The organism is Franconibacter helveticus LMG 23732, from assembly GCF_000463115.2.
Lineage (GTDB): Bacteria > Pseudomonadota > Gammaproteobacteria > Enterobacterales > Enterobacteriaceae > Franconibacter > Franconibacter helveticus.
In genome coordinates this window covers 62,605-86,635 of sequence record NZ_AWFX01000051.1, presented here as the reverse complement: position 1 = coordinate 86,635, position 24,031 = coordinate 62,605, and the positions used below count along the sequence as shown (strand labels likewise).

At 54.1% G+C, this 24,031-nt stretch carries 16 protein-coding genes and 1 pseudogene; 9 read left to right on the top strand and 8 right to left on the bottom strand.

Annotated elements, in window-relative coordinates; translation table 11 throughout:
- The first annotated feature begins 422 nt into the window (after window positions 1–422).
- From DW56_RS17675 to DW56_RS17645, 7 genes are all read left to right on the top strand, one after another.
- Window positions 423–2,027: an FGGY-family carbohydrate kinase gene (locus tag DW56_RS17675; protein WP_029590105.1), complete on the top strand. Its 1,605-nt coding sequence runs from the start codon at window positions 423–425 to the stop codon at window positions 2,025–2,027.
- A gap of 30 nt (window positions 2,028–2,057) precedes the next feature.
- Window positions 2,058–3,707: a signal transduction protein gene (locus tag DW56_RS17670; RefSeq protein WP_024562093.1), complete on the top strand. Its 1,650-nt coding sequence runs from the start codon at window positions 2,058–2,060 to the stop codon at window positions 3,705–3,707.
- A gap of 151 nt (window positions 3,708–3,858) precedes the next feature.
- A complete protein-coding gene (locus DW56_RS17665) occupies window positions 3,859–5,316 on the top strand; it encodes an MFS transporter (protein ID WP_024553872.1) in 1,458 nt (485 codons plus the stop codon).
- Between the two features lie 55 nt (window positions 5,317–5,371).
- Complete coding sequence (locus DW56_RS17660) at window positions 5,372–6,475, top strand: mandelate racemase/muconate lactonizing enzyme family protein (RefSeq protein WP_024553873.1); 1,104 nt, start codon at window positions 5,372–5,374, stop codon at window positions 6,473–6,475.
- Window positions 6,476–6,499: 24 nt separating this feature from the next.
- Window positions 6,500–7,327 (top strand): SDR family oxidoreductase, encoded by an 828-nt coding sequence (locus tag DW56_RS17655; RefSeq protein WP_024553874.1) that lies wholly within the window; start codon window positions 6,500–6,502, stop codon window positions 7,325–7,327.
- Window positions 7,321–8,229, top strand: coding sequence for a dihydrodipicolinate synthase family protein (locus tag DW56_RS17650; protein ID WP_024553875.1), 909 nt, complete (start codon window positions 7,321–7,323; stop codon window positions 8,227–8,229). The genes DW56_RS17655 and DW56_RS17650 overlap by 7 nt, the downstream gene beginning before the upstream one ends.
- Window positions 8,219–8,647: a GlcG/HbpS family heme-binding protein gene (locus tag DW56_RS17645; RefSeq protein ID WP_024553876.1), complete on the top strand. Its 429-nt coding sequence runs from the start codon at window positions 8,219–8,221 to the stop codon at window positions 8,645–8,647. The genes DW56_RS17650 and DW56_RS17645 overlap by 11 nt, the downstream gene beginning before the upstream one ends.
- A 40-nt stretch (window positions 8,648–8,687) precedes the next feature.
- On the opposite strand, the gene DW56_RS17640 is transcribed toward DW56_RS17645, so the two are convergent.
- From DW56_RS17640 to DW56_RS17630, 3 genes are all read right to left on the bottom strand, one after another.
- Window positions 8,688–9,698, bottom strand: coding sequence for a LacI family DNA-binding transcriptional regulator (locus DW56_RS17640; protein ID WP_024553877.1), 1,011 nt, complete (start codon window positions 9,696–9,698; stop codon window positions 8,688–8,690).
- 281 nt (window positions 9,699–9,979) lie between these two features.
- Window positions 9,980–10,741 carry a glucose 1-dehydrogenase gene (locus DW56_RS17635; protein ID WP_024553878.1) on the bottom strand — a complete coding sequence of 254 codons (762 nt, stop codon included), beginning with the start codon at window positions 10,739–10,741 and terminating at the stop codon, window positions 9,980–9,982.
- 74 nt (window positions 10,742–10,815) lie between these two features.
- Entirely contained in the window at window positions 10,816–11,838 is a 1,023-nt protein-coding gene (locus tag DW56_RS17630) for an alpha/beta hydrolase (RefSeq protein ID WP_024553879.1), read from the bottom strand.
- Window positions 11,839–12,038: 200 nt separating this feature from the next.
- On the opposite strand from DW56_RS17630, the gene DW56_RS17625 reads away from it, so the two are divergent.
- Both DW56_RS17625 and DW56_RS17620 read left to right on the top strand, forming a co-directional pair.
- Entirely contained in the window at window positions 12,039–12,938 is a 900-nt protein-coding gene (locus DW56_RS17625) for a LysR family transcriptional regulator (protein ID WP_024553880.1), read from the top strand.
- Between the two features lie 18 nt (window positions 12,939–12,956).
- On the top strand, window positions 12,957–13,835 hold the full coding sequence (locus DW56_RS17620) for a LysR family transcriptional regulator (RefSeq protein WP_024553881.1): 879 nt from the start codon (window positions 12,957–12,959) through the stop codon (window positions 13,833–13,835).
- 46 nt (window positions 13,836–13,881) lie between these two features.
- On the opposite strand, the gene DW56_RS22945 is transcribed toward DW56_RS17620, so the two are convergent.
- From DW56_RS22945 to DW56_RS17595, 5 genes and pseudogenes are all read right to left on the bottom strand, one after another.
- Entirely contained in the window at window positions 13,882–14,310 is a 429-nt protein-coding gene (locus DW56_RS22945) for a putative T6SS immunity periplasmic lipoprotein (RefSeq protein WP_234409217.1), read from the bottom strand.
- Between the two features lie 116 nt (window positions 14,311–14,426).
- Complete coding sequence (locus DW56_RS17610; RefSeq protein WP_024553883.1) at window positions 14,427–17,459, bottom strand: UvrD-helicase domain-containing protein; 3,033 nt, start codon at window positions 17,457–17,459, stop codon at window positions 14,427–14,429.
- 174 nt (window positions 17,460–17,633) lie between these two features.
- Complete coding sequence (locus DW56_RS17605) at window positions 17,634–20,765, bottom strand: type I restriction endonuclease subunit R (protein WP_024553884.1); 3,132 nt, start codon at window positions 20,763–20,765, stop codon at window positions 17,634–17,636.
- Window positions 20,765–22,192 (bottom strand): restriction endonuclease subunit S, encoded by a 1,428-nt coding sequence (locus tag DW56_RS17600; protein WP_024553885.1) that lies wholly within the window; start codon window positions 22,190–22,192, stop codon window positions 20,765–20,767. Before DW56_RS17600 ends, DW56_RS17605 begins: the two co-directional genes overlap by 1 nt.
- A pseudogene (locus DW56_RS17595) lies at window positions 22,182–23,891 on the bottom strand (class I SAM-dependent DNA methyltransferase). Before DW56_RS17595 ends, DW56_RS17600 begins: the two are co-directional and overlap by 11 nt.
- Window positions 23,892–24,031 lie beyond the last annotated feature (140 nt).

Genomic DNA, 24,031 nt, shown 5'->3' with positions numbered 1-24,031 from the left:
CGAGAGAAACCGCCCGCAAGCTAACTCGAATTAGCTAATTATAGTAATCCATGAATATTCACAACGTGAAAGCATAAAGAGTGTGAGCGGGATCGGCTTAATATTTGTTCACCGCAGTGCAAAGCGGCGTTCAGCGCCCTACCGTTTCGGTAAATAACCTTTTAATTTCATCAGAATAGCAACACGTCCTTTCTCGTATGAGCAGAACGGCGCGCTTTCGCTTTTTGCCGTCTGCCCGCATCACTATTAGCGTCAACAACAACCCCCGCCCGGCGCCGTTTCACAGCAGCAAAAAATATTTTTTATTTATCAAGTAATTAAAAAATGGATTTTGAAGACCATCACAAAACCCCGGCAAAGGAATTGAGGCTGCTTTTTTTTTGGCCTAGTTTGCTAATTCGAATTAGCTAAGAGGATTAGCCATGAACGAAGAGGCTTACATCGGCATTGATGTGGGGTCGGGAAGCGTGCGGGCCGGGATTTTTACCGCCACGGGCGACAGACTGGCCTTCGCGGTTCACCCCATCAGCCAGTTTCAGGGCGAGGGCGATTGCGTTGAGCAATCTTCCGCTGAGATCTGGCAGGCGACAGGCGCGGCGGTTCGCGAAAGCCTGCGCGCCGCCGGGATCGACCCGGCGCGGATCCGCGGCATCGGCTTTGATGCGACCTGTTCGCTGGTCGCCGTGGCCGCCGATGGCGCAGGCGTATCGGTTTCGCCGCAGGGCCAGGCGGAACGGGACATCATCATGTGGCGGGATCATCGCGCTCAGGAAGAGGCGCGGGAAATCAACCGTACCGGTGACGAAGCGTTGCGCTATGTGGGCGGCGAAGTGAGCGTAGAGATGCAATTGCCAAAGATCCTCTGGCTTAAACGCCATTTGCCCGATCGCTATCAGCAGATCTGGCGGCTGTTCGATCTGGCCGATTATCTGGTGTGGCGCGCCTGCGGGCAGGATGTCGCCAGCACATGCACCCTGACCTGCAAATGGAATTATCTGGCCCACGAGCAGCGCTTCAGCGCTTCTTTGCTGCGCGCGATTGGGCTTGAGGCGCTGGGGGAGAAAATTCCCGCCACGGTGCGCGACCCCGGCGAGAAAGCCGGTACGCTGCGCCCGGACATCGCCCGGGAATGGGGGTTGAGCGAGAGCGTTGTGGTGGCGACCGGCATTATTGACGCTCACGCTGGCGGTTTGTCGCTCAGCGGCAGCCAGCCGCAGGGGAGCCTCGCCATCATCAGCGGCACCTCCAACTGCCATATGATCCTCAGCAAACAGCCTGTGTTGATCCCCGGCGTCTGGGGCCCTTACTGGGGCGCGATGCTGCCGCGATGGTGGCTGAACGAAGGCGGCCAGAGCGCGGCGGGGGCGCTGGTGGAGTGGACGCTTAGCCAGCATGCCTGCTGGGCCACTCTGCGGCAGGCGGCGAAAGCGCAAGGCGAATCGGCGTACCACTTGCTAAACCAGCGGGTGCAACAGCTGGAAGCCGCGGAACGCTGGCCAACGCGCCATCTGCATGTGCTTGACGATCACCACGGCAACCGCTCGCCCCGGGCTAACCCGCAGGCCCGCGGCGCCATTTACGGGCTGACGCTTGAAGAAGGCGAGGCCGGGCTGGCGCGCCTTTATCTCGCCACGTTGCAGGCTATCGCCTACGGCACCCGCCATATTATCGACGCCATGCGCGCCGCCGGACATGACATTTCGCGGATCGTTATCTGCGGCGGCGCGACGAAAAACCCGCTGTGGCTTCGCGAATACGCCAACGCTACGGGCTGCGATATCCACCTCGCGCGTGAAGAAGATGCCGTTACTCTCGGCGCCGCGCTGCTTGGCGCCGTGGCCTGCGGCGGCTACCCCTCGCTTACCGACGCCGTCGCCGCCATGAGTCATCACGGCAAAACCGTCGCGGCCGACCGCTCGGCGCAAACACACGCCTTTCACCAGGCGAAATACCAGGTCTACCTGCAAATGTATGACGACCAGCAGCGGGCGCAGCAGCGCTACAACGCGATCATGAACAACGCCTGAAAACCTCCCTACCCTACAGGAGCCATACCGATGTTGAATTTGACCCTACCTGAGGAAGACGCGCTCATCACGCCGCAAGCGGGCGAAGTGCTTATGGTGACGAATGCGGACTTACGCGAACCGGCTAACGTCACCTGCTGGCCGACGCAAAAACTGTTTGAACAGCGGCTTGAAGCGGCGCTGGAAAAACTGGGCTATCGCCTGCGCCGCGCTCACCCGGTAAGTGAAAGCCGCGGCCACGGTTTTATCAGCAGCCAGCAAGAAGGAAGCCGTCTGTTCGCGCGCATCGACCCGGACGCGCCGGTGATTGTGCTGCTCACCGCCTGGCAGTACTCCCACCATATCGCGCCGTCGCTGGCGCACCATCGCGGGCCGATTTTGCTGCTCGCCAACTTCGACGGCACCTGGCCTGGGCTTGTGGGCATGCTCTGTATGGCGGGCAGCCTTACCAGCCTTGAGCGCAGCTACTCCCGCCTGTGGTCGGAAACGTTTGATGACGAGACGTTTATGCGTGGCCTGGAGACCTGGCTGCGCGACGGCCACCTCAGCCACAAGCTCGGTTATCTGCATCCGGTGGCGGCCAGCGCGCCGCTGCTGGCAACCCCTGCCGGGCAGATCGGCATGAAAGTAGGCCGGTCGATCCTCAAACATAAAGCGATCGTCGGGCTGTTCGACACTTTCTGCATGGGGATGATCAACGGCGTTTTTCCGCAGAAGGCGATGATTGATGTCGGCATGCCGGTGGAATCGCTGTCGCAGTCGGCGCTGCTGGTGGAGATGAATAAGGTGCCGCAGCCGCTGCGCGAAGCCTGTCTCGACTGGTATGAAAGCCGGGGCATGCGCTTTAACTTCGGTCACGACGGCGCGCGGGAGCTCACCCGCGAACAGGTGCTGGAGCAGTGCGCGATGATGATCGCCATGGCGCGTTTCGTGAAGCGCTTCGGGCTGTCGGCGGTGGGCGTGCAGTATCAGCAAGGGCTGAAAGAGAGCTGCGCCGCGTCCGATTTCGCCGAAGGGGCGATTGGCAACGCCGAGCGCTTTCCTATCCCGGACGAACAGGGCGAGATAATTTGTCCCGATGCGCCCATTACCTGCATTAACGAAGTGGACATGGGCAGCGCCATCCCCCAGGTCATGCTCGCCAGACTGCTGAACGCGCTGGGCATGGCGAGTGAAACCACCCTGCATGACATCCGCTGGGGCAGCGACTACAACGGCACCTTTTACTGGGATCTGGAGATTTCCGGCGCGGTGCCGTTCGCCCATCTGAAAGGCGGCATTGCGGGCGCGACCGGCTACCGCCAGCCGCCGATGTTTTTCCCTTACGGCGGTTCCACTATCGCAGGCCAGGGCAAAGCCGGACGCTTTATCTGGGCCCGCGCCCACTATGAAGGCACGCAGGTGATCCTGCATGTCGGCACCGGTACGGCGGTTGAACTGCCGGAAGCGGAGTTTGAGCGCCGCCGCAAAGCCACCAACTATGAGTGGCCGCTGCTGAACGCCGTGCTCGACGGCGTGACCCGCGACGACTTAATGGCGGGACACCAGAGCAATCACCTGAGCCTGGCGTATGTCGACGAGGCGCAGCTTGCGCAGGTGCTGACTGCGTTTGTCGCCCAGGCGCTGACGCAGAACATGCGGGTTTATCTCGCCGGGAGCGCCTCGCAGCTCGTGCAGTAACACTCACTCGCTTATGTCATTTGTACGTTGTTAGCGATCCTGACAAACATCCGGTTAATCCAACGCCTTAACCATGAAGGCGCGGGTCAACGCATATCTGCCCGGGCGCGCAGGGGCCTGCTCCCCTGCCGCCTGAGCAAGAGAGGATTTTATGTATCAGCAGCAACATATTGAATTTATTGTTCAGAAAGCCAAAAAACGGCTCGACGCGCAGGAGGCCCCCGGCTGCACCAAAGCGGGCTGGCTGATGATAACCGCGTTGTTAATTGAGTCGTGGGATATCTATTCCATGGCTTTTATCCTGTTCGCCCTGAAAGATATTTATGAGCCGAGCGCCTGGCTGCTCGGTTTTACCGCCGCAGGCACCCAGCTTGGCGCGGTGATCGGCGCCCTGCTCGGCGGCTGGCTGACGGATAAACTAGGCCGCCGCAAAATCTTCCTCTGGTCGATGATTTTGTTTGCGATTTTCGCCGTGTTGCAGGGGCTGGCGCCGGATATGTACTGGCTGGCGATTATTCGCTGTCTTGCCGGGATCCCGGTAGGCGCCGACGTCGCCAACGGGTTTACCTACATCATGGAAGTGATGCCGAAAGGCAAACGCGAAGTGATGGCCAACCGCTGGCAGTTTATGTTTGCGCTGGGGATCATCGCCGCGATCCTGCTGGTGACAAGCCTGGTGGCGCTGAATGTCGATCCGGACATGATCTGGCGTATTGTGCTGGCGGTGCCCGCTATTCCCGCCTGTCTGCTGCTGTTTATGCGCCGCGAACTGCCGGAAACCCCCGCCTGGTTTGTTGAACGCGGTCGCTTTATTGAAGCGAAACAGGCTTCCCGCGAGTACTACGGCGAACAGGAAGGCAAACTGCTCGACGACATTTTACCCAATGAGAACGTCCACATTGCCGACCCGACGCTGAAAGAGACCCTGCACGACCTCTTCCGCCGTCCGTTTACCCGCCGCACAACCCTGTTCGGCTGGTTTTCCTGCGCGGTGCAATCTTTTGAAAACTATGCTTTTTCGTTCTACCTGCCGCTTATCCTCGTCACCATCGGCATCTCGGGGCAGATCCAGAACAACCTCGCCCTGCTGGCGGTGAACTGCATCGCCGCGCTGTCGGCGTTCGTCGGCCCGCTGCTGCTGCCGAAGCTTGGTCATAAAGGGTTAAGTAAATATGGCTTCCTGCTGGTGACTATCGGCATTTCCATTTCGTCCTGGGGCGTTTACTCCAGCAGCTTCGGGTTTATTACCCTTGGCGCGGCGCTGATGCTGTGGGGCCACTACTGGGACTCTGAAAGCGGCATGACGGTCATTTCGCTGGTGGCGAAGCCCCGCTATCGCGGCGTCGCTTCCGGCATCGGCTACACCATTGTGAAAGTGACCGCGTTCATCACCACGCTGGTCTTTCCGCCGCTGTTTGAAAAGCTCGGCGTTCCTGTCGCCTCGCTGATCATCGCTATCGCGCCGTTCTGTGCCTTTCTCGCCTCGATTTTCCTGTTGCCGGAAGTGTTCGGCCACGCGGTAGGCGATGAACACGATCAGGCGCCGGCGGAAAACCCGGAGATGGCCTTGCAGGGGCATCAATCCCCGGCGGCGCCGCCCAAAAACTGACATTTCCCGTGCCTGCGCCGCGTGGGGCGGCCAGGCGAAAGAGAAGGACACCATAATGAACAGCACCAAAATGCCCGTCATTGAAAATATTGAACTGATGACCGCCCGCGTTCCGCTGCCGGAAGGCCCATGGGGCGATCAAATCCACCACGTCACCGATATTGAAGTGGCGATTGTCGACGTTTACGGCTCTAACGGCCACGTCGGCACCGGCTTTAGCCACACCTCCGGCTGGTGCGGCAAAACCATCTCGGCGCTGATTGCCGAAATCATCCCGGACGTTATCGGCCAGCCGCTGTCGCCGCGCGGCCTGTGGCACCGTTCGTATAAATACATTCACGATGTCGGCGGCGCGGGGGTCACCACCCATGCGCTTGCCGCGCTGGATATCGCCTACTGGGATCTGCTCGGCAAAACCCTTAACGCGCCGATTGTCGACATTATTGGCAAAGTGCGCGACCGCGTGCCGCTGTATGGCAGCGGCATTAACCTGCATCTCTCCATTGAAGAGGTGATAGACCAGGTGAAACGCTGGAAAAGCACCGGTTATCTTGCGGCCAAAGTAAAGGTCGGCAAACCGACGCTGGAAGAGGACGTGGAGCGGCTGCGCAAAATTCAGGAGGCGGTGCCGGGCTTCCCGCTGGCGGTGGACGCCAACCAGGGCTGGAACTTCCCGCAGGCGTTACGGGCTTTCAAGCTGTTTGAACCGCTGAACCTGTTGTGGATCGAAGAGCCGCTGCCTTCCGACGACATTACCGGCCACCTGAAGCTGCGCGAGCGTACCACCACGCCTGTCGCGCTTGGCGAAAATGTCTATAACCTCAATCAGTTTACGCAGTATATCGAGAGCGGCTGCGCCGACTATGTTCAGGCGGATCTGGGCCGGGTGGGCGGCATTACGGGCTATCTGGATATCGCCGCCGTCGCCCGCGCCCATAATTTGCCAATGACGCCGCACTTTGTCATGGAACTGAGCGCCAGCTTGCTGGCAACCGTGCCCAATATCTCATACGCCGAAATGACCGATGGCGGTCGCTGGAAGGATCTGCGCATCATCGCCGAAGCGGGGGTTGAGAAGGACGGCTACTACACGCCGAGCGACCGTCCCGGCCACGGCATTATTCTCGATCGTGACTACCTCGCCACACACAAAATCTAACGCGGTATTAATGAGGGTATGAAAATGGAAGACAGCTTATTCTCGGTTAAAGACAAGGTCATCATTGTTACCGGCGGCCTCGGGCAACTGGGCGCGCAGTACGTAAAAACCCTGCACGAGCGCGGCGCGAAAGTGGCGGCGCTGGCGACCCACGTTGACGCGGCGCGCGTTGACCGGGTGCTGGGGGCGATTAAAGATTCCGATCGTCTGCTGTGCGCCAGGGTCAACATTACTGACAAGGCCAGCATCAATCAGGTACTGGATCAGATTGAAGCCAAATGGGGCGTGCCGGACGGGCTGGTGAACAACGCAGGCGTTGATACCCAGCCGAGCGCGCCGCCGGAAGTCTCCGGCCCGTTTGAGGATTTCCCGGAAGAGGTTTTTCGCGAGGTGGTGGAGGTGAACCTGGTCGGCACCTTCCTGATGACCCAGCAGGTGGGCAAGCGGATGCGCCAGGCGGGAAAAGGCGGGTCGATTATTAACGTCGGTTCAATCTATGGCGTGGTCTCGCCGGTGCAGGATATCTACAGCTATAAAAAAGAGGACACCGGCATTCCGTTTGTTAAGCCGGTAGCCTACTCGGCGGCGAAATCCGGGCTCTATAACTTCACCCGCTACTGCGCGACTTACTGGGGCCGCGACGGCATTCGCGTTAACACGCTGACGCTCTCCGGCGTGGCGCGCAGCGACCAGGATCCGCGTTTTCAGAAAAACTATACCAACCGCATTCCCATTGGCCGCATGGCGCAACCGCATGAATATAACGGCGCGGTGGTGTTTCTGCTCTCCGACGCGTCTGTCTATATGACCGGCTCCAACGTGACGGTGGATGGGGGCTGGACGGCATGGTAAGCGAAAAATGGCAGGCGTTTCGCGGCATTATTTCGGCGGTGGTTACGCCGATGCATGCGGATGAATCGGTTAATTACGCGGCGCTGGAGACCCTCGCCCACGCCCAGCTCGCGCGCGGCGTGGAAGGCTTTTACTGCTGCGGCTCCTCTGGCGAGGGGCCATTGTTGCGCTTTGAAGAGCGCAAGCAGGTGCTGGCGACGCTGGTGAACGCCGCGGCGGGCAAGGTGCCGGTGATCGCTCACGTTGGCACGCCGCGCACCCGCGATGCCGTAGAGCTGGCGAAAAGCGCCGAACAGAGCGGAGCCAGCGCGGTATCGCTGGTGCCGCCTTATTACTATAAATATAGCCGTGAAGAGATTATCGCCTACTACCGCCGGGTGCTGGAGGCGATTTCCATTCCGGTTATTCTCTATAACATTCCGCAGTTTACCGGCGTCGAGCTGGACAGCCTGACCGCCGACGCGCTGCTTGGCGATGAGCAGGTGCTGGGGGTTAAGCACACTTCCCATAACCTCTATTCGCTGGAGCGCATGATCGCCCGTTATCCTGAAAAGGTGTTCTTTAATGGGTTTGACGAGATCTTTCTCTCAAGCCTTGCCGCCGGGGCGACCGCCACCGTTGGCACCACGGTAAACCTGCAACCGGAGCTGTTTCTCGCCCTGCGCGGCGCGTTTCAACAGGGCGATATGGCCAAAGCGCAGCGCCTGCAACAGCAGATTAACGAGGTCGTGGAGCACCTGGTGGCCCGCGGCGTGTTTCAGTCCGCGAAATATCTGGCAGGGAAAGAGGTGGTGGATACCGGGCCAACCCGCGAGCCGTTTGTGGCGCTTACCGCGACGCAGCGGGAAGAGCTGGACGCGCTGTATGTGCGCTTACGGGGGTATATTGCCGATGCCCGGTAATGTGCTCTGCTCGCCGCCACGGCTCAACGACAGCATGGTCTGCCTGTATCTGGCGCGCTTTTTACAGGAGACGGAAGCAGACCCGCAAAGCGCCGGGCTGGCGATTGCGGTGGTGGGCGACGACGGCGAGCTGATCGCCTTCGGCGCCCATGCCGGTTGCCCCGCTCTGCCCCGCCAGCTGGCGCAGCGAAAAGCCTGGAGCGCGTTGCGTTTTCGGCGCGCTACGGCGCAGCTTGCACAGGAGGTTGCCGCGGGAACGCTGAAGCTTGAGATATTTCACGATCCTCGCCTGCTGGCGATGCCCGGCGGCGCGCCTGTTGTGGCGCAAGGCAGGGCGATAGCGGGCGTGGGGATCAGCGGCCTGCCGCCGGAGCAGGACGCCGCGCTGGCGGAGCGCTTCGTGAAATGGCTTATCTGAGCAGGCTCCGGGCGACCGGCGTTGCTGTACGGTCGCCCGCTTAACCTTTGCGCTGTTCCACCGACAGCGGCCGATGAATAAGCGTCATCGGCACCGTAATTTTCACATCGGTATTTTCACCCTGTAGCTTTTGCTGCATCAGATGAAACGCATGCTGCGCCCAGGCATCTTCATCCTGACGCATCGACCAGACCGCGTTAGGCAGGAACCCCAGCATTTGATGTTCATCGAAGGTGCCGATAGAGATATCAGACGGGATAAAACCGTAGGTTTCCCGCAGCGCGCTCAGCGTCCCCTCCAGTATGGGCAATGACGAGGCGATGAACGCTCGCGGCGGCTCCCGGTGCTGCTTCAGGAAATCCAGCATCAGTTGTTTACCCTCTTGCTGACGGTTATGGCTGGCGGAAAGCACCCAGTCTTTACCGGCGGGCAGCTCGCTAAGATACCCCTGCAAACGCCGCTGAATGGAAGGCTGCTGAATATCGCCGGCGATAAAAAAAATGGGCGATACGTCCAGCGCCAGGGTCATGGCCTGCACCAGCTTTTTACTGCCGTTGTAGTTGTCGCTGACCACCAGCGACGTCTCGCTTTCGCCAAAATCGCGGTCGAGGATCACCAGCGGGCGTTTGCGCGCCACTTTCTGATGATGCAGTTGCGTTTCCCGCGTGGAGGGCACCACAAACATCCCATCGACATTGCGCGCCAGCAGCCCTTCCACAAGGCTATTTTCATGCACGCTGTCGCTGTAGGTGCAGGCGATCATCAGTTGATACCCGGCCTGACGGCAGCAGGATTCCAGCTTTTCCGCCAGGGTGGAAAAAAACAGGTTCGATAAGCGCGGAATAACCAGCCCTAACGTTTCGGTTTTATTCAGCTTCAGGCTGCGGGCGATATGGTTAACGACCAGACCATTCTCAGCGATGTAATCGTTTATACGCTGCTGCGTTTTCGCGCTGATACGGTACTGCTCCGCTTTGCCGCCCAGAACCAGGCGCACGGTGGTAACCGAGATATCCAGCGCCCTGGCGACTTGCTCAACGGTTTTGGCCATAACCTCACTTTCCATAGGGAACACTATCGCATAATCATAAACTAATTCGAGTTAGCATGAAATTCACCGCAGGCAGTTTTGCGCCTGAGAACGTAATTTATCGCCAGGTTAAGCACGGCGGCCGGGTGCGGCCCGCAGCGGTAAATTTTCCGGGATCGCGCCGCCAAACCGTCACGCCAGCGCGCCGGGATGCCGACAACGTGCCTCACTCTTCACATGACGCAACCTGAAGCCATAAAAAAGCCCCGTGACGGGGGCTTTTTATGGCTTTGTCTTCAGCATTAACGCACCGTGTAACCGCCGTCTACCGGCAGGGCGTGGCCCACGATAAAGCTTGAACCGGGGCTGCACAACCACAGCACTGCGTCGGCAATCTCTTGCGCACGGCCTAAACGCGCCATTGGCACCTCTTTCATTAGCTCGGCCATCGCTTCCGGCTGGCTTTCCAGCATCCCCGCGACCATTGGCGTTTCAATAATGCCAGGGCAGACGGCGTTAATACGGATGCCCTTCGGGGCATATTCAAGCCCGGCGCTTTTGGTCAGCCCCACCACGCCATGCTTGGAAGCGTGGTAGATGCCGCGTTCGGCAATTCCCACCAGCCCGCCCAGCGAAGAGTTGTTGACAATGGCGCCGCTGCCCTGCCTGCGCATCTGCAAAAGCTCGAACTTCATGCAGTTCCAGATGCCGCGCAGGTTTACACCCATCACGAAGTCGTAATCTTCCGGCGTGGCGTCGGCGGTTTCCGCCACCGGGCTTTGCACGCCCGCATTGTTAAAGGCGAAATCCAGCCTGCCGAAGGTGGCAACCGTTTCATTCACCATCGCCTCCACCTGCGCCATATCCGATACATCACAGCGAATACCGATGGCTTTATGGCCTGCGGCCACCAGCGCGTCGGCCTGCGCCTTTACGGCTTCGCCGTTAACATCCGCCAGCGCGACGGCGGCTCCGGCTTCGGCAAAGGCTTTAGCGGTAGCGAGGCCCATGCCTGAAGCTCCGCCAGTAATAAGGGCAACCTGATTTTCAAAATTAAATTTCATCGTCGTTATCCTCTGTTCGTTAATTTTCAAATAGCGTTAACGCGCTATTTATGACGAAGACGTTAAGGAGAGGCTTATAAGTGAAGCCCATAGAAGCTGGCTAACTTCTCGACTGCCGGTTTCACGTATTGCGGCTTGTCGTAAAGGTCAAAATGCGACGCGCCGGGGATCACCATGAGTTCTTTTGGCTGTTGCGCGTTTTGCCAGGCCTGCTCGCTAAACTTCCGCGTTTCGGCTTTCTCACCGGCAATCAGCAACACCGGGCGCGGGGCAATCAGCGCCATATGATCGAGCGGGTAATACGCCATATGCAGACCGGGGCTTGTCACCACGTAGCGGTTTTTGGCATTCGGATGCGCGCCGCGCGGCGTCAGGTAATAATCCGTGGCTTCGCGAACGAAATTCGGCGTGTCGGCATTCAACTGATCGCGCGAAGGCAGTAACTGCTGCGTTAGCAATGGCGCGCCTGCGGCTTCTTTATTCAGCTGTTCATCCACGCTTTCTAACAGGTTCTGGCGATCATCCGATGAGACCGGCGAGCCCTGAATGCCGGTGCGGGTGGCGTCGCCGATGTCATAAGCAACCACGCTCGCCACCGCCTTCACGCGCAGGTCGGTTTGCGCTTCATGAAGGGTGTAACCGCCGCCGGCGCAGATCCCCAGCGTGCCGATACGGGCGGCATCCACCTGCGGGAGGCTGCTCAGGTAGCTGACGGCACTGCGAATATCCTGTACGCGGTCCGCCGGGTTCTCGAGATCCCGCGGTTCGCCGCCGCTCTCGCCGTAATGCGAGGCGTCGTAAGCAAGCGTAATAAAGCCACGCTGTGCGAGCTGCTGCGCATAAAGCCCGGAGGTTTGCTCTTTCACGCCGCCCCACGGATGCGAAACAACAATAGCGGGATATTTTTTAGCGGCGTCGTAGTGAGCGGGAAAATAGAGATTCCCGGCCATTTTGATGCCCTGATTGTTAAACGTGACTTTCTCAGAGCCGACCACGTTAACTCCTTGCGCCACGGTGGCAGGCGCAGTGGCGTCGGCAAAAGCGGACTGCGATAACACGAACGTAGCCGACAGCAATACGTTTCTGAAAAGAGACATATTTGTACCCTCATAATGAAATGACTAGTGGGATGAAGCCAGTGCCGGGCCAGGTCTGACGGGACGTTCACAACGTGATGCGTAATGTAAATCCTGCACTCAGCAATCACCAGACTGCTAAATTCACATGCCGCTATAAGTACATTTTATGAATCCCAGGTGGTACGCTGAGCGACAGAAGAGAAACAGGAGGCTTTCCATTGATACGTGACGACTACAGTGCGCTGTTCGCTTTTATCGCTGTGGCGCAGGAGGGAAGTTTTACCCGCGCGGCGGCCCGCTTAAGGGTTTCGCAGCCAGCGCTCAGCTACACAGTTCGCGATCTGGAAGCGAAGCTCGGCGCCCGCCTTTTACAGCGCAGCACGCGCGGCGTGACGCTGACGGAGGCGGGGCAGCGTTTGCTGGAGCGCGTTGCGCCGGAGTTTGCTGAGATCGACGCGGAGATTCAGGCGTTAAGCGAGTTGCGCGACGAACCTACCGGCACTATCCGCATCACGGCGATTGATTACGCCATCCGAAGCGTGCTGTGGCCGAAGCTCGCCGCCTTTCTGCCGCGCTACCCGGATATTAAAGTCGAGCTGAATAACGAGTATCAGAGCGTGGATATTGTGGCGCGTGGCTACGATGCCGGCGTGCGCTTTGGCCAGGAGCTGGCGCAGGACATGATCTCGGTGCGGATTGGGCCGGATATCCGTAATACGGTGGTCTGCTCCGCGGCCTGGTTAGCAGGTCGTAAAGCGCCGAAAACGCCGGACGACCTGACCGGGCACCCTTGTATTAATTTACGCACCTCAACGTACGAAGGCCTTTATGAATGGGAGTTCGTGAAAGGCAAACGCACCGTCAACGCCCGCGTGGACGGCTCGGTTACCTTTAATAACGCTTACGACATCCTGGAGGCGGCAAAGGCGGGGTTTGGGTTCGCCTACTTACCGCAAGATATGGTGCGTCCTTATCTCGACGACGGGCGGCTCGTTTCCGTGCTGGAGGAATGGTGCCCCGTCTGGCCTGGGCTGCATCTTTATTATCCGAACCGGCGCTATCCTTCGCGGGCGATGACCTTACTGGTGGAAGCCCTGCGCTACCGCGATGAAAACTGACTACGTATTGAGGATATTATGGCTGGCACAGTTTACCGGGATATCAGCGCCTTTCTGACGGTGGCGCAGGAGCGAAGCTTTACGCGGGCCGCAGCAAAGCTTGGCGTTTCGCAACCAGCGCTGAGCCACACTATTCGCACGCTTGAAACGCGCCTCGGCATCCGCCTGTTAACACGCACCACCCGCAGCGTCTCTCCCACGGAAGCGGGACAGCGCTTAATTCAGCGCGTCGCGCCCCGCTTAAGGATGATTGATGATGAGCTGGCCGCCTTTAATGAACGTGGGGATACAGGCGGCACCGTCCATCTTTCTACGCCGGATTACGCGATGAAGGCGCTGCTGTGGCCGAAGCTTGCTGAACTGCGCTCGGCATCTCCCGACATCCGGCTTGAGATTACCGTTGAGCCTGAACCTGTCGGTGAACATTATGATGCAGCGATCCGTTTCGGCGTGAACGTGGCCAGAAACCTGGCAGCGGTTCGCATTGCGCCGGATATAAAAATGGCGATGGTCGCCGCCCCGGCTTACCTTGCAACGCGCCCTGCCCCGCTGGCCCCTTCAGACCTGACGCAACACGAATGTATTCTTCTGCGCATTGCGCCGCAGAATAAAGCGCATATCTGGGAGCTTCGCAATAAAGACGAAACGGTGCTGGTACATGTGAACGGGCCGTGGGAATTTAATTGTATCGATCCCGTGGTAAATGCCGCGCTGGCGGGCGCGGGTCTGGCTTACCTTCCTGAAGATAGCGCTCGACCCTATCTTGCCAGCGGCGCCCTTCAGCCAGTGCTAAAAGGGTGGTGGATAACGCTTCCGGGCCTGCATCTCGTTTATGACAACCGCGCTCAGTTATCTTCTGCGTTGATGAGAGTGGTTGAAGCGCTGCGCTATAGGTAGCGGGCAACACCGAGGGGCTTTAATTAGGTGGCAAGGCAGAAAGCGTTTACCGTGCCCCCTTCCCTGTTTCAAAGCGGGCCTCGTACTGACGGGCTTCTTTTTCATTCACAACTGTTGTTACCAGCACCGCGTAGGATTTCCCTGCGACAAAACGAAAGTCACTTGTTGGCAAACATTGCATTGGGAATACCCATACCGGATGCGTTACATCGTAATGCAGGATAGCGCTGGAGGGCTGGTCGCTTCGCATGATCTCCAGCCAGTCCAGTCTTTCGCCACTTTGCGCTGGCACGCGAATACAAACACCATTATTCATCATCGTCACCGTGGCAGCTTGTCTGGGTGCAAGCGTAACGCAGGCTGAAAGAGGTAATAAGGCGCAGATGACAGAAGCATTTTCCGGTTCATTACCGCTTTCTTCCATAAATGATTTTTTCGTATAAACCAGTAAGATCTTCAGGGCTATCCAGTCCACGATACTTACAAACCCGCCCCGGAAAAGGATACTGGAACGCCGCAGTTTACAGGCTTTAATAAGGAAATTGTGCAGATATGCCTGTGCTTTGCGCACCTACGCAAATTTCGACATCATCATTTCTGCTGTATGATTGCTTTACATTGTCTTGCGGCATTTACTCTCCGCTCGTACTCTTCACTGGTAATGTTTTCATAGCAGCAGTCACCTTCATTACGACGATAGCGATTACAGCCATAAAAAATGCTGCCATCTTTGTTCTTACGTTCCACCATGGTGCCCAGTCCACAACGGCGGCAGACAATTTCTGTCTCCTGACACTCTGGATTCAAACATATCCTTTGTATGCCATTAATCATTACCATAGGAGAACTGCATTGTTTGCAGGCACCGGCTATACAATCGCAGGCAGGAGAATGCGAGCAGACATAGAACTTTCTGTCATGATGTGTCACTTTGCTCGTTAGCCAGCCTGACTGACAATCAGGACAGCGCCACTGACCGATTTCAAGTGCATCACTTTTCGTGATGAGTTGCCGGCCCATGCTTGCGATTTCTTCAACAAAAGCTGAGGTATTTTGGCTATCAAAGATCATAAATACATAATGCCGGGCACGAGTAATGGCAACATAAAACAACCGACGCTCTTCGGCAAATAAATAGGGTTCTTGCTCCGGGAGAAGGAGATCTATCAGCTCATCATTCTCTTTTGCAGAAGGGAAATTCCCTTTTTCGAGGCCAAGGAGGAGCACGTAATTAGCTTCCAGACCTTTACTGGCATGCGCTGTCTGATAGTGAATATCTAATAGCGGAAATTCCGTCCTTAGTACTTTAATATCGATATCCTTCAGCTCTCGCATATTTTCCAGACGATAGCGACCAATAAGCATTACAGGTGCCCGGCGGGTGCTGTTAAGTCTTAACTCCCGGCTATGACAACGAGCAAGCGCTCTCTTAATATGCTGACGGTAAGCCTCTGCTTTTCTTTGGTTGCGATCGGCAAGGTTAATACTTGGTGTTTTCTCCTGAATATCAAGCAGTTGCACTGCCGCATGTTCCACTTGCACGTGTGTGGTAATATCTTTCTTCAACTGTGCTGGATTACGGGTAATAAAAGTGGAGCTGAGCTCATGTATACGATTGTTAAAACGATAACTTTTATCTAGGGGTAACATTTTTGCCGGCAAAAACTGATGATCGAAACGGGTAAAAAAACGCAGATCGGAACCATTAAAACGGTAAATCGCCTGCCAGTCATCCCCTACCGCAAATAGCCGCATATTATCTCGAGTTGCCAGTAATGCTTTTAACAACTTACCTCGCCCACCTGACAGATCCTGAAATTCATCAACCAGAACATACTCATAGCGATGGTGAAACTTTCCTTCTTCAAGCACGTTTGTCGCTTCTGCAATCATATCGCTAAAATCCATCTCTTGTTGCTCCTTAAGATAAGCTTCATAAGCATCAAAGATGGGTTTAAATAAAGCGATAAAGGCCTGCGTGCGTCCCATATCGATACGTTGCGGTGATGTCAAAAGATCTGAGAAGGAAAATTGCCCCTCCTTAAAAAGACTAAGAAAGCGAAGCATAAGGTCGATAAATCCTTGCCATGGTGATGAACTGGACTTTTTAAGTTCATCCAGAAGCGTATCGGTATCACGTAACTGTTGAGGCTCACCCACCCGAGTAAGTATATCGAGTATATTATTTTCAAGCGTTCCTTCGGTTAGCTGATAGCTATATAACTCTTCCAGCCGGGTGTTATGTTGTAGATGCAACTTCCGCTTCCAGGCTACTCCCTCAAGATATGCAGCCTGATTAACAAAGGGGGCTGTGTTCATTTTCCGATCCACACCCAAATATTCAATGTAGGTTTTGCTATGCGGTAAGAAAAAATCAGGTTTATATTGCCGCCGCTCAATCGTTGCGGTATTGAACTCATAATTTGCTTCATATTTGTATGGGACAGAATACAAATATAAATAATTAGCAATCCTCAACTCTCCTACACTTTTAACCCAGTCTCCCGTCAGGGTAATGAGGCGACAGCTTTGTAGAAATTCGTGATACTCTTCGATAGCATTAAAATCATATTCGCAACGTCCTGGCGTGCTATAGCAAACAAAGTATTTAACTAATTGCGTTTTGTAGTTATCGTTGGCGTTGATTGCCGATTCTAATTTTTTTTCTATAAATTGCCGTAATTCATCCCCTTGCTCAGCAAAACGTGTCAGAGAACGTTTTACGCCAACGCTTTCAGCAACAATACGATTCCCAAAAGCATGAAACGTTGTTGCCTTAAGCTTATCGCCACTCTCTGGCAATCGCTTAGTAATACGTTCAGCCATTTCCCGCGCTGCTTTATTACCAAAAGCCAGCATCAGTATATTTTCAGGCTTAGCCAGACCGGCCTGCAATAAGTACCCAGCTTTGCCAATTAACGTTGATGTTTTCCCCGTTCCGGCACCTGCAACGACCAGCGTATGATCTTCATTGGTAACACAGGCTTTACGCTGAGCAACGCTAAGCGGTTGTGATTCGATATGTTCAAAAAAGGTTTGATAAGTTGTTAACAGACGAGGAATAACTTGTTCATTGAAATGATTTCTGCCCGATTCTGAAACATCTTCTAAAGACAGTTTTAGTGCCAGTTGCGCTATGGGATTATTGCCTTCATGCGCAATAAAGTCTGCATTGATATTAAGGTCATGCAGGCTTTGCTTTACCAAAACTAACTGTGATAGGGAGCGCCATTCCCACGAAGAAAAATAATGTTCCCCTTTTTCATATCGCTTAACTATGCTCATGAGTGCCTGCCACTCATTACTGTGCTGAAAAATATCCAGGGCTGTACGTTGAATTTTTTGGATAATCATTTCCAGTTGCTTCAAACTGAAACCATTTAACCGGTATGCTTTGTTTTCAACACCAATGACAAGCTCAGCATAAAGCCATTTATGATTGATTTTAATGCTTTTAATATCGCCAATGGGCAGTTGCACATTTGCCCCTTGGTATTTAAATGTCAGTTGACCTGGCGAGAGCAATAGTGTGTTTGAACGGCGACGCCAGACTCCCCACAAATCGTAAAGCGGATGCGTGCTGAGGGTATGTTCACTTTGCAAGTGTGGAATTAATGTATTCATTCTTTATGGAAAGCCACAAATATAGAAATTAAATCAGCAAAATTGAAAAAACGAAACGCCATATATTGCCATCACACTCTGCGTATCATGTATTTGTCCCTTATTACCTTTACTTTTTCAGCATCAGCAGAGGGCAAAATGTTGCCCTCTTAACCAAGGTGATGAGTAAAGGCGCTACACCGTCCAGCTGTTCGACACTACTTCCGCCTGCTTCAAAATCAGCTCTACCGCACCCGCCGTTTTGTCCGGTGGATATTTGTATTTACGCAGCGTCTGGCGCACTAAAATACGTAACCGCGCACGCACGCTTTCACGTATTTGCCAGTCTACGGTCGTTGATTTCCGCAACTGTCGCGTCACTTCAATGGCGAGTTTTCTGAGCGTTTCATCGCCCAGCTCACGTACTGCGCTTTCGTTTTCCGCCAGCGCATCGTAGAAGGCGATTTCATCCGGATTTAAGCCCAGCGCATCATCACGCGCCATTGCTTCCTGGAACGCCTTCGCCATCTGGATCAGCTCTTCAATCACCTGTGCGGTTTCAATCGCCCGGTTATTGTATTTGAGCAGTACGGCTTTCAGGCGGTCAGAATATTTCTTCTGCTGCACTACGTTATTACCGGAACGTGCATGAATCCCGTCATTGAGCAGTTTTTCCAGCAACTCAACCGCGAGGTTGCGCTGCGGCATCTCCCTTACTTCTTCCAGGAACTCATCCGACAGCAAACCTATGTTCGGCTTATCCAATCCAGCCAAAGCAAACACATCTTCAACGCCGGTCGCGACGACCGCATTATCAAGAATTTTACTCAGCAGCGAATTTTTTTCTGACTGACTAAATTTGGCCTTCGGATCGAGTTTGATAAGCCCCACCCGGATCGCCGAAAGAAACGCGAACTCTTCCTGCAAAGGTTCGGCCTCATCCAGCGTGTTACATAGTGACCAGGCTTTGCTCATCGCCAGCGAGACATCGAGGTAACGTTTTTTGCCATCATCAAGGCCGAGGAGATAGTTCACGGCGTCACGTAAAAAAGCCAACGGGTCACGGGAGAATCCAGCGTAATCAAAGCCAGGTTTGCCTGCAAAGGGCGCGAACATGCCGTGAATGACATCTATTTTTTCCAGCAAAATAGCAAAGGCTTCCCGGGCATCGACCGTAGTCTGCCCCTTTCCTTTTGAATCAGTGTAGGTTTTCAGCGCCTGCTTGAGCTCATTCGCAATGCCGATATAGTCCACCACTAGTCCGCCGGGCTTATCGCGGAACACGCGGTTAACACGCGCAATCGCCTGCATCAGGTTATGGCCGCGCATCGGTTTGTCGATATACATGGTGTGGCAGCATGGGGCATCAAACCCGGTCAGCCACATATCCCGCACAATCACCAATTTCAGCGGATCGTTCAGATCTTTAAAGCGGGCTTCCAGGCGTTTTTTGGTCTGTTTGTTGTAGATATGCGATTGAAGATGGTCTTTATCTGACGCCGATCCGGTCATGATGACTTTGATCGCCCCTTGTTCAACGTCTTCACTGTGCCATTCAGGGCGTATTGCCACGATGGCATCGTACAGTTTCACGCAGATCTCGCGGCTCATGGCGACAATCATCGCTTTACCGTTCATGGCGGTATTGCGCGTTTCAAAATGCTGAACCAGATCGGCGGCGACCTGCTGAATACGAGGCTCTGAACCGACCAGCTTTTCCAGACGGCTCCAGTCACCTTTGGTTTTCTCCTGCTGGCCTGTCTCTTCATCTTCCACCAGCTCATCTACCTGGTCCGAGAGCGTTTCCAGCTCCTCATGGTTCAGGTCGAGTTTTGCCAGCCGGGATTCGTAGTAGATCGGCACGGTCGCGCCGTCATCGACCGCATCCTGAATGTCGTAGATAGAGACATAATCACCGAACACGGCACGGGTATCTTTATCTTCCGAGGCAATTGGCGTACCGGTAAAGCCCATAAACGATGCATTCGGCAGCGCATCGCGCATATGTTTGGCGTAGCCGTATTTATAGACACCAGTTTGTCTGTCCAGCGTGGCACTCAGGCCATACTGGCTACGGTGCGCTTCATCAGAAATCACCACGATATTGCTGCGTTGGTTGAGCGCCGGATGACTCTGCTCACCATCCAGCGGCGCAAACTTCTGCACGGTGGTAAAGATGATATCGCCGGATTCACGAGCATTAAGCAACTCGCGCAGTTCGTCGCGATCGTTGGCCTGTAATGGCGTCTGCTTCAGTAAATCCTGTGCCTGGCAGAAGGTGGCGTATAATTGCCCGTCGAGATCGTTACGATCCGTCACCACCACAATCGTCGGGTTGTTCATCTCCGCCTGTTGCAACAATTTCCCGGCATAGCAGCACATGGAGATACTTTTGCCGGAGCCCTGGGTATGCCAGACCACGCCTGCTTTTTTACTGCCGGGCTGAACATTGCTGTGCAGCGGCAGGTGTTTCCCGGTCGAGGCCACAATCGTTGCCGCGACCGCTTCACGCACTGCATGGAACTGATGATAGGCGGCAATCTTCTTAATCAGCCGTTTGCCGTCGTTCTCAAACAGGACAAAATAGCGGATGTAATCGAGCAATAATTCACGGTTAAAGAAGCCCTGCACGACGGTTTTAAGCTGCCAGTCAAACTGCGGTTTGTCGTTTTCGTTCGCCACCGTTTTCCACGGCAGAAAACGCTCTTCATCTGCGGTCAGCGAGCCAATGCGCGCATTTTGACCATCACTCACCACAAGCGCTTCGTTGCAAATAAACAGGTCGCTCAGTTCGTTTTTATAGGTCTGTAGCTGGTTAAACGCAGCCCAGATATCGACGTTAGCATCAATGGGGCTTTTTAGTTCGATCACCGCCACTGGCAGACCGTTGATATAGCCAATGACATCCGGGCGACGCACTTGTTTTGTTCCCTGAATGGCGACCTGGTTCACTACCATAAAGCGGTTGTTGTCTGGATGGTTGAAATCCATTAACAGCGCGTTGTCGTGAATCACCTTATCTTCATGCTTATATTCAACGGGCACGCCATTGAGCAACAGGTGATGAAAGGCTTTATTGCTGACGACCAGATCCGGGCTTTGGGCATGGGCGATACGCTGTATCACTTCTTCCAGCACGGCAACAGGGAGATGGGGATTAATGGTTTGCAACTGTTCCAGCATCACCGGGCGCAGAAACACATCATGAAATGAGGCACGTAGCGGGTTATCGCCATCCGGTGCGATATCTGGCCCGTGTAGCACATCCCAGTCCTGTTCAGCAAACCATTGCAGGCATTGCTGTTCTAAATCGTCTTCGCTTAGCATCAGGCTTCCTCGCTGATTATTTGTTCTGCTTCCGGCAGGGTAATTTCACCCGAGAGAAGTTTGGGGAGAAGGGTGTCTCGGAGTTCGGTTAAGCCATTTATTTCCTCTGAGTTTAATTGTTGTAATTTCATTATAGATGAAACTTTTTTTGTGAATTTTTTTGCAATTATCACATTCGGGAAAATAAGTTTCATTTCTTTAATGGTTTTTGAGTTTACAGCCGTTGCAATAGATGACGTGCTCCCTAATTTATTAAAATCAAAGGACTTGAGAGCATGATACAACCAATGGCTTTCGTATTTATTTTCTTTAGGCGTAAAATGGGCGATAGCCTCATTTGAGCACATTTCTTCCGTCGTAATACAAACTCTTCCGACAGTCAGTTTGAAGCTTAGGAATACCGTATTTGCAGGCATTACTTTAATGTTGAATTTTTTAACAGCCTCATGGGTTAACCTTTCACTTGTTTCAGATATATAGGTTGAAGCAATACCCATATCCTTTATTGAAACCCATTTTAAATCTTCACTATTTATTGAGAACCATTGAGCTTCTTTTCTTGGTGGAGTTTTACCAATAGAAATACTGTAGTGTTCAGAGGTTGAATTAACCATCCATCCCACCGGAATTTCCCCTAGCTCACTCTCCTGCATCGCCGACGGAAAAAGTTCTGCCATGGCTTTTAACTCGGCATACTGCTCAGGATGTTCACGCCCAAAAAACGCCAGTGCATCCGCATCTTTCCCTGAAATGGCGGTCATGGCGGCAAGCGTCGCGTCTGCCTGCGAACCGCCCGCTTCCAGCACTACAATTTTGGCTTTTACCGGTTCAAAATCGACAAACCAGCTTTTGAACAGGGCTTGCGCCATTTGCTCCAAAGTTTGGTTAGTTATTTTATTTAACCTTATTTTTTTATCTAGGTTATCCAATATAGCCACAATAAAATTTTGTTCTAATAATTTAATGTTGGGAATGGGTATTTTATTAATATTGTACAGTGGTAGCTTACCCTGAGCAGAGCCTACCTTTCTAGACACAATTTCATGTTGTCCTTCAACTGAATTTAGATAGTAATATATAAACTTAGGGTTAAATCGGCTGTCAAAATTTGTAAGCCTTGCGGCATTTTCCGTCAAATTACAGCCATCCCATTCTTTTTCAACAAAAAAGACAACTCCAATAGTATGCCCGACAATAGCCAAACACACATCATCCTTCTCAACAATATATTTTTTTATTTTAGCTTTAGTGCTTTCTTCAATAAATTGAACACTCCCCCGAGAGATACGACCTGCGTCTATATCAACTAACCTGATATAAGGATTCGGTGTCGGGTTGCTTGTTAATGTATGACCTTTAGGCAGCCGTTTGCCGCTTTTAATTTCACATATAGAACCAAGCTCAATGAAATCACATTCAAAACTCATAACCCAACCCTCCCAGATTCGCCTTAATCTGCGCTTCCAGCTTCGCGCTCTCTTCCAATTGATCTTTCAGTTGCGCGGTCAGTCGTGCCATCTTCTCGGCAAACGGTTCATCGTCTTCGTCTTGCTCGGCGGCACCAACGTAGCGTCCAGGGGTCAGCACAAAGTCGTTTTTCTGGATATCTTCCAGCGTTGCCGAGAAACAGAATCCAGCTTCGTCTTCATAGCCTTTATCCGTCTGCCAAGCATGGAAGGTATCGGCAATTCTGGCGATATCCTCACGGGTAAAGTCTCGCAGCACGCGGTCTTTCATATAGCCAATCTGTCGGGCATCAATAAACAGCACTTCACCTTTACGGTGTGCTTTGCCGTTGCCACCAGATTTGTCTTTGGTCAGGAACCAGATACAGGCCGGGATTTGGGTGTTGGTAAAGAGCTGGCCCGGCAGCGCCACCATGCACTCCACCAGATCAGCTTCGATCAGGTTGCGGCGGATTTCGCCTTCATTGTTGGTGTTGGAACTCATCGAACCGTTCGCCAGCAGCAGCGCCATCGAACCTTTTGGCGCGAGGTGGTGGATCATGTGCTGCATCCACGCAAAGTTGGCGTTGCCCTGCGGCGGCGTGCCGTATTTCCAGCGCACGTCGTTTTCCAGCTTCGCGTTCCACCACTCCTTCATGTTGAACGGCGGGTTTGCCATCACGAAGTCGGCACGCAGATCCGGGTGCTGGTCGTCCAGCAGGGTGTCGGCGTTTTTGTTACCGAAGTTAAAGTCGATACCCCGGATCGCCATATTCATTGCCGCCAGCTTCCAGGTGGTCGGGTTCGACTCCTGGCCGTAAACGGAGATATTGCGCTTCTGCTCGGCGGCGTTGTACTGCTTCTCGCTCGCGTGCTCTTCGATAAAACGGTCGCTGGAAACAAAGAACCCGCCGGAACCCATCGCCGGGTCATACACGCGGCCGTTATACGGTTGCAGCATTTCAACAATCAGGGTGACGATACTTTTTGGCGTGTAATACTGGCCGCCCTGCTTACCTTCCGCCAGCGCGAACTGACCGAGGAAATATTCGTATACGTGGCCAAGAATATCTTTGCTCTTTAAGCTCAGTTTCTCACCGTTATATTCCGGGTTGCTGAAGTTGGCGTCAGAGAAGGTGTTAATCAGCCCGGTCAGTACCTCGTTGCCCAACTGGTACTGGCTGATGCGGTTCAGAATGCCTTTCAGTTTCGGGTTGGTTTTTTCGATTTCATCCAGCGCGTTGTCCACCAGCCAGGAGACGGAGCGCAGCTTCACATCTTGCCCGGTGGTTTCATCCACTCACAGCACCGTACCGGTCGGCAGAATCGCTTTCGTTTTCAGCGTGTCCCAGCGAGCAGCTTTAGGGACCCAGAAGATGTTCTTTTCGGTGTAGTAATCCTCGACTTCCAACTCATCAACAATCGCCTGTGCGTAATCTTCGTCGGAGTCGTAATCATCGCGCGACATGGCGTAGATGTTGTCCGGGTTGCCAACATCGCGGAACAGCGTGATCAGCTCCTGCTGACGGGCTTCAAAAGCATCGGAGACATACTTCAGGAAGATCAGCCCCAGCACGACATGCTTGTAGTTGGCTGCATCCATATTGGCACGCAGCTTGTCGGCGGCCTTCCAGAATTTGTTATCCAGCTCATTCAGGAACTGTTGTTCAGTGTTGTTCATGGAAATCCTTTGCATTGATCGCAGCGCTAGCGCAAATCTGCCCTGGCGCACATTCGGTTTTGGAACCTATCTCGCAAAATGATACCCGGAAGAAACACGATTACAAACGACGCGGCACAAAGAAATTTGCAATTGAGCGG

Bases quoted from the DNA above. Each gene is read 5' to 3' on its own strand.
- DW56_RS17630 (WP_024553879.1), bottom strand. From the start codon at position 11,838: ATGTCTCTTTTCAGAAACGTATTGCTGTCGGCTACGTTCGTGTTATCG.
- DW56_RS17650 (WP_024553875.1), top strand. From the start codon at position 7,321: ATGGTAAGCGAAAAATGGCAGGCGTTTCGCGGCATTATTTCGGCGGTG.
- DW56_RS17610 (WP_024553883.1), bottom strand. From the start codon at position 17,459: ATGAATACATTAATTCCACACTTGCAAAGTGAACATACCCTCAGCACG.
- DW56_RS17620 (WP_024553881.1), top strand. From the start codon at position 12,957: ATGGCTGGCACAGTTTACCGGGATATCAGCGCCTTTCTGACGGTGGCG.
- DW56_RS17640 (WP_024553877.1), bottom strand. From the start codon at position 9,698: ATGGCCAAAACCGTTGAGCAAGTCGCCAGGGCGCTGGATATCTCGGTT.
- DW56_RS17605 (WP_024553884.1), bottom strand. From the start codon at position 20,765: ATGCTAAGCGAAGACGATTTAGAACAGCAATGCCTGCAATGGTTTGCT.
- DW56_RS17635 (WP_024553878.1), bottom strand. From the start codon at position 10,741: ATGAAATTTAATTTTGAAAATCAGGTTGCCCTTATTACTGGCGGAGCT.
- DW56_RS17645 (WP_024553876.1), top strand. From the start codon at position 8,219: ATGCCCGGTAATGTGCTCTGCTCGCCGCCACGGCTCAACGACAGCATG.
- DW56_RS17655 (WP_024553874.1), top strand. From the start codon at position 6,500: ATGGAAGACAGCTTATTCTCGGTTAAAGACAAGGTCATCATTGTTACC.
- DW56_RS17665 (WP_024553872.1), top strand. From the start codon at position 3,859: ATGTATCAGCAGCAACATATTGAATTTATTGTTCAGAAAGCCAAAAAA.
- DW56_RS17660 (WP_024553873.1), top strand. From the start codon at position 5,372: ATGAACAGCACCAAAATGCCCGTCATTGAAAATATTGAACTGATGACC.
- DW56_RS17675 (WP_029590105.1), top strand. From the start codon at position 423: ATGAACGAAGAGGCTTACATCGGCATTGATGTGGGGTCGGGAAGCGTG.
- DW56_RS17670 (WP_024562093.1), top strand. From the start codon at position 2,058: ATGTTGAATTTGACCCTACCTGAGGAAGACGCGCTCATCACGCCGCAA.
- DW56_RS17600 (WP_024553885.1), bottom strand. From the start codon at position 22,192: ATGAGTTTTGAATGTGATTTCATTGAGCTTGGTTCTATATGTGAAATT.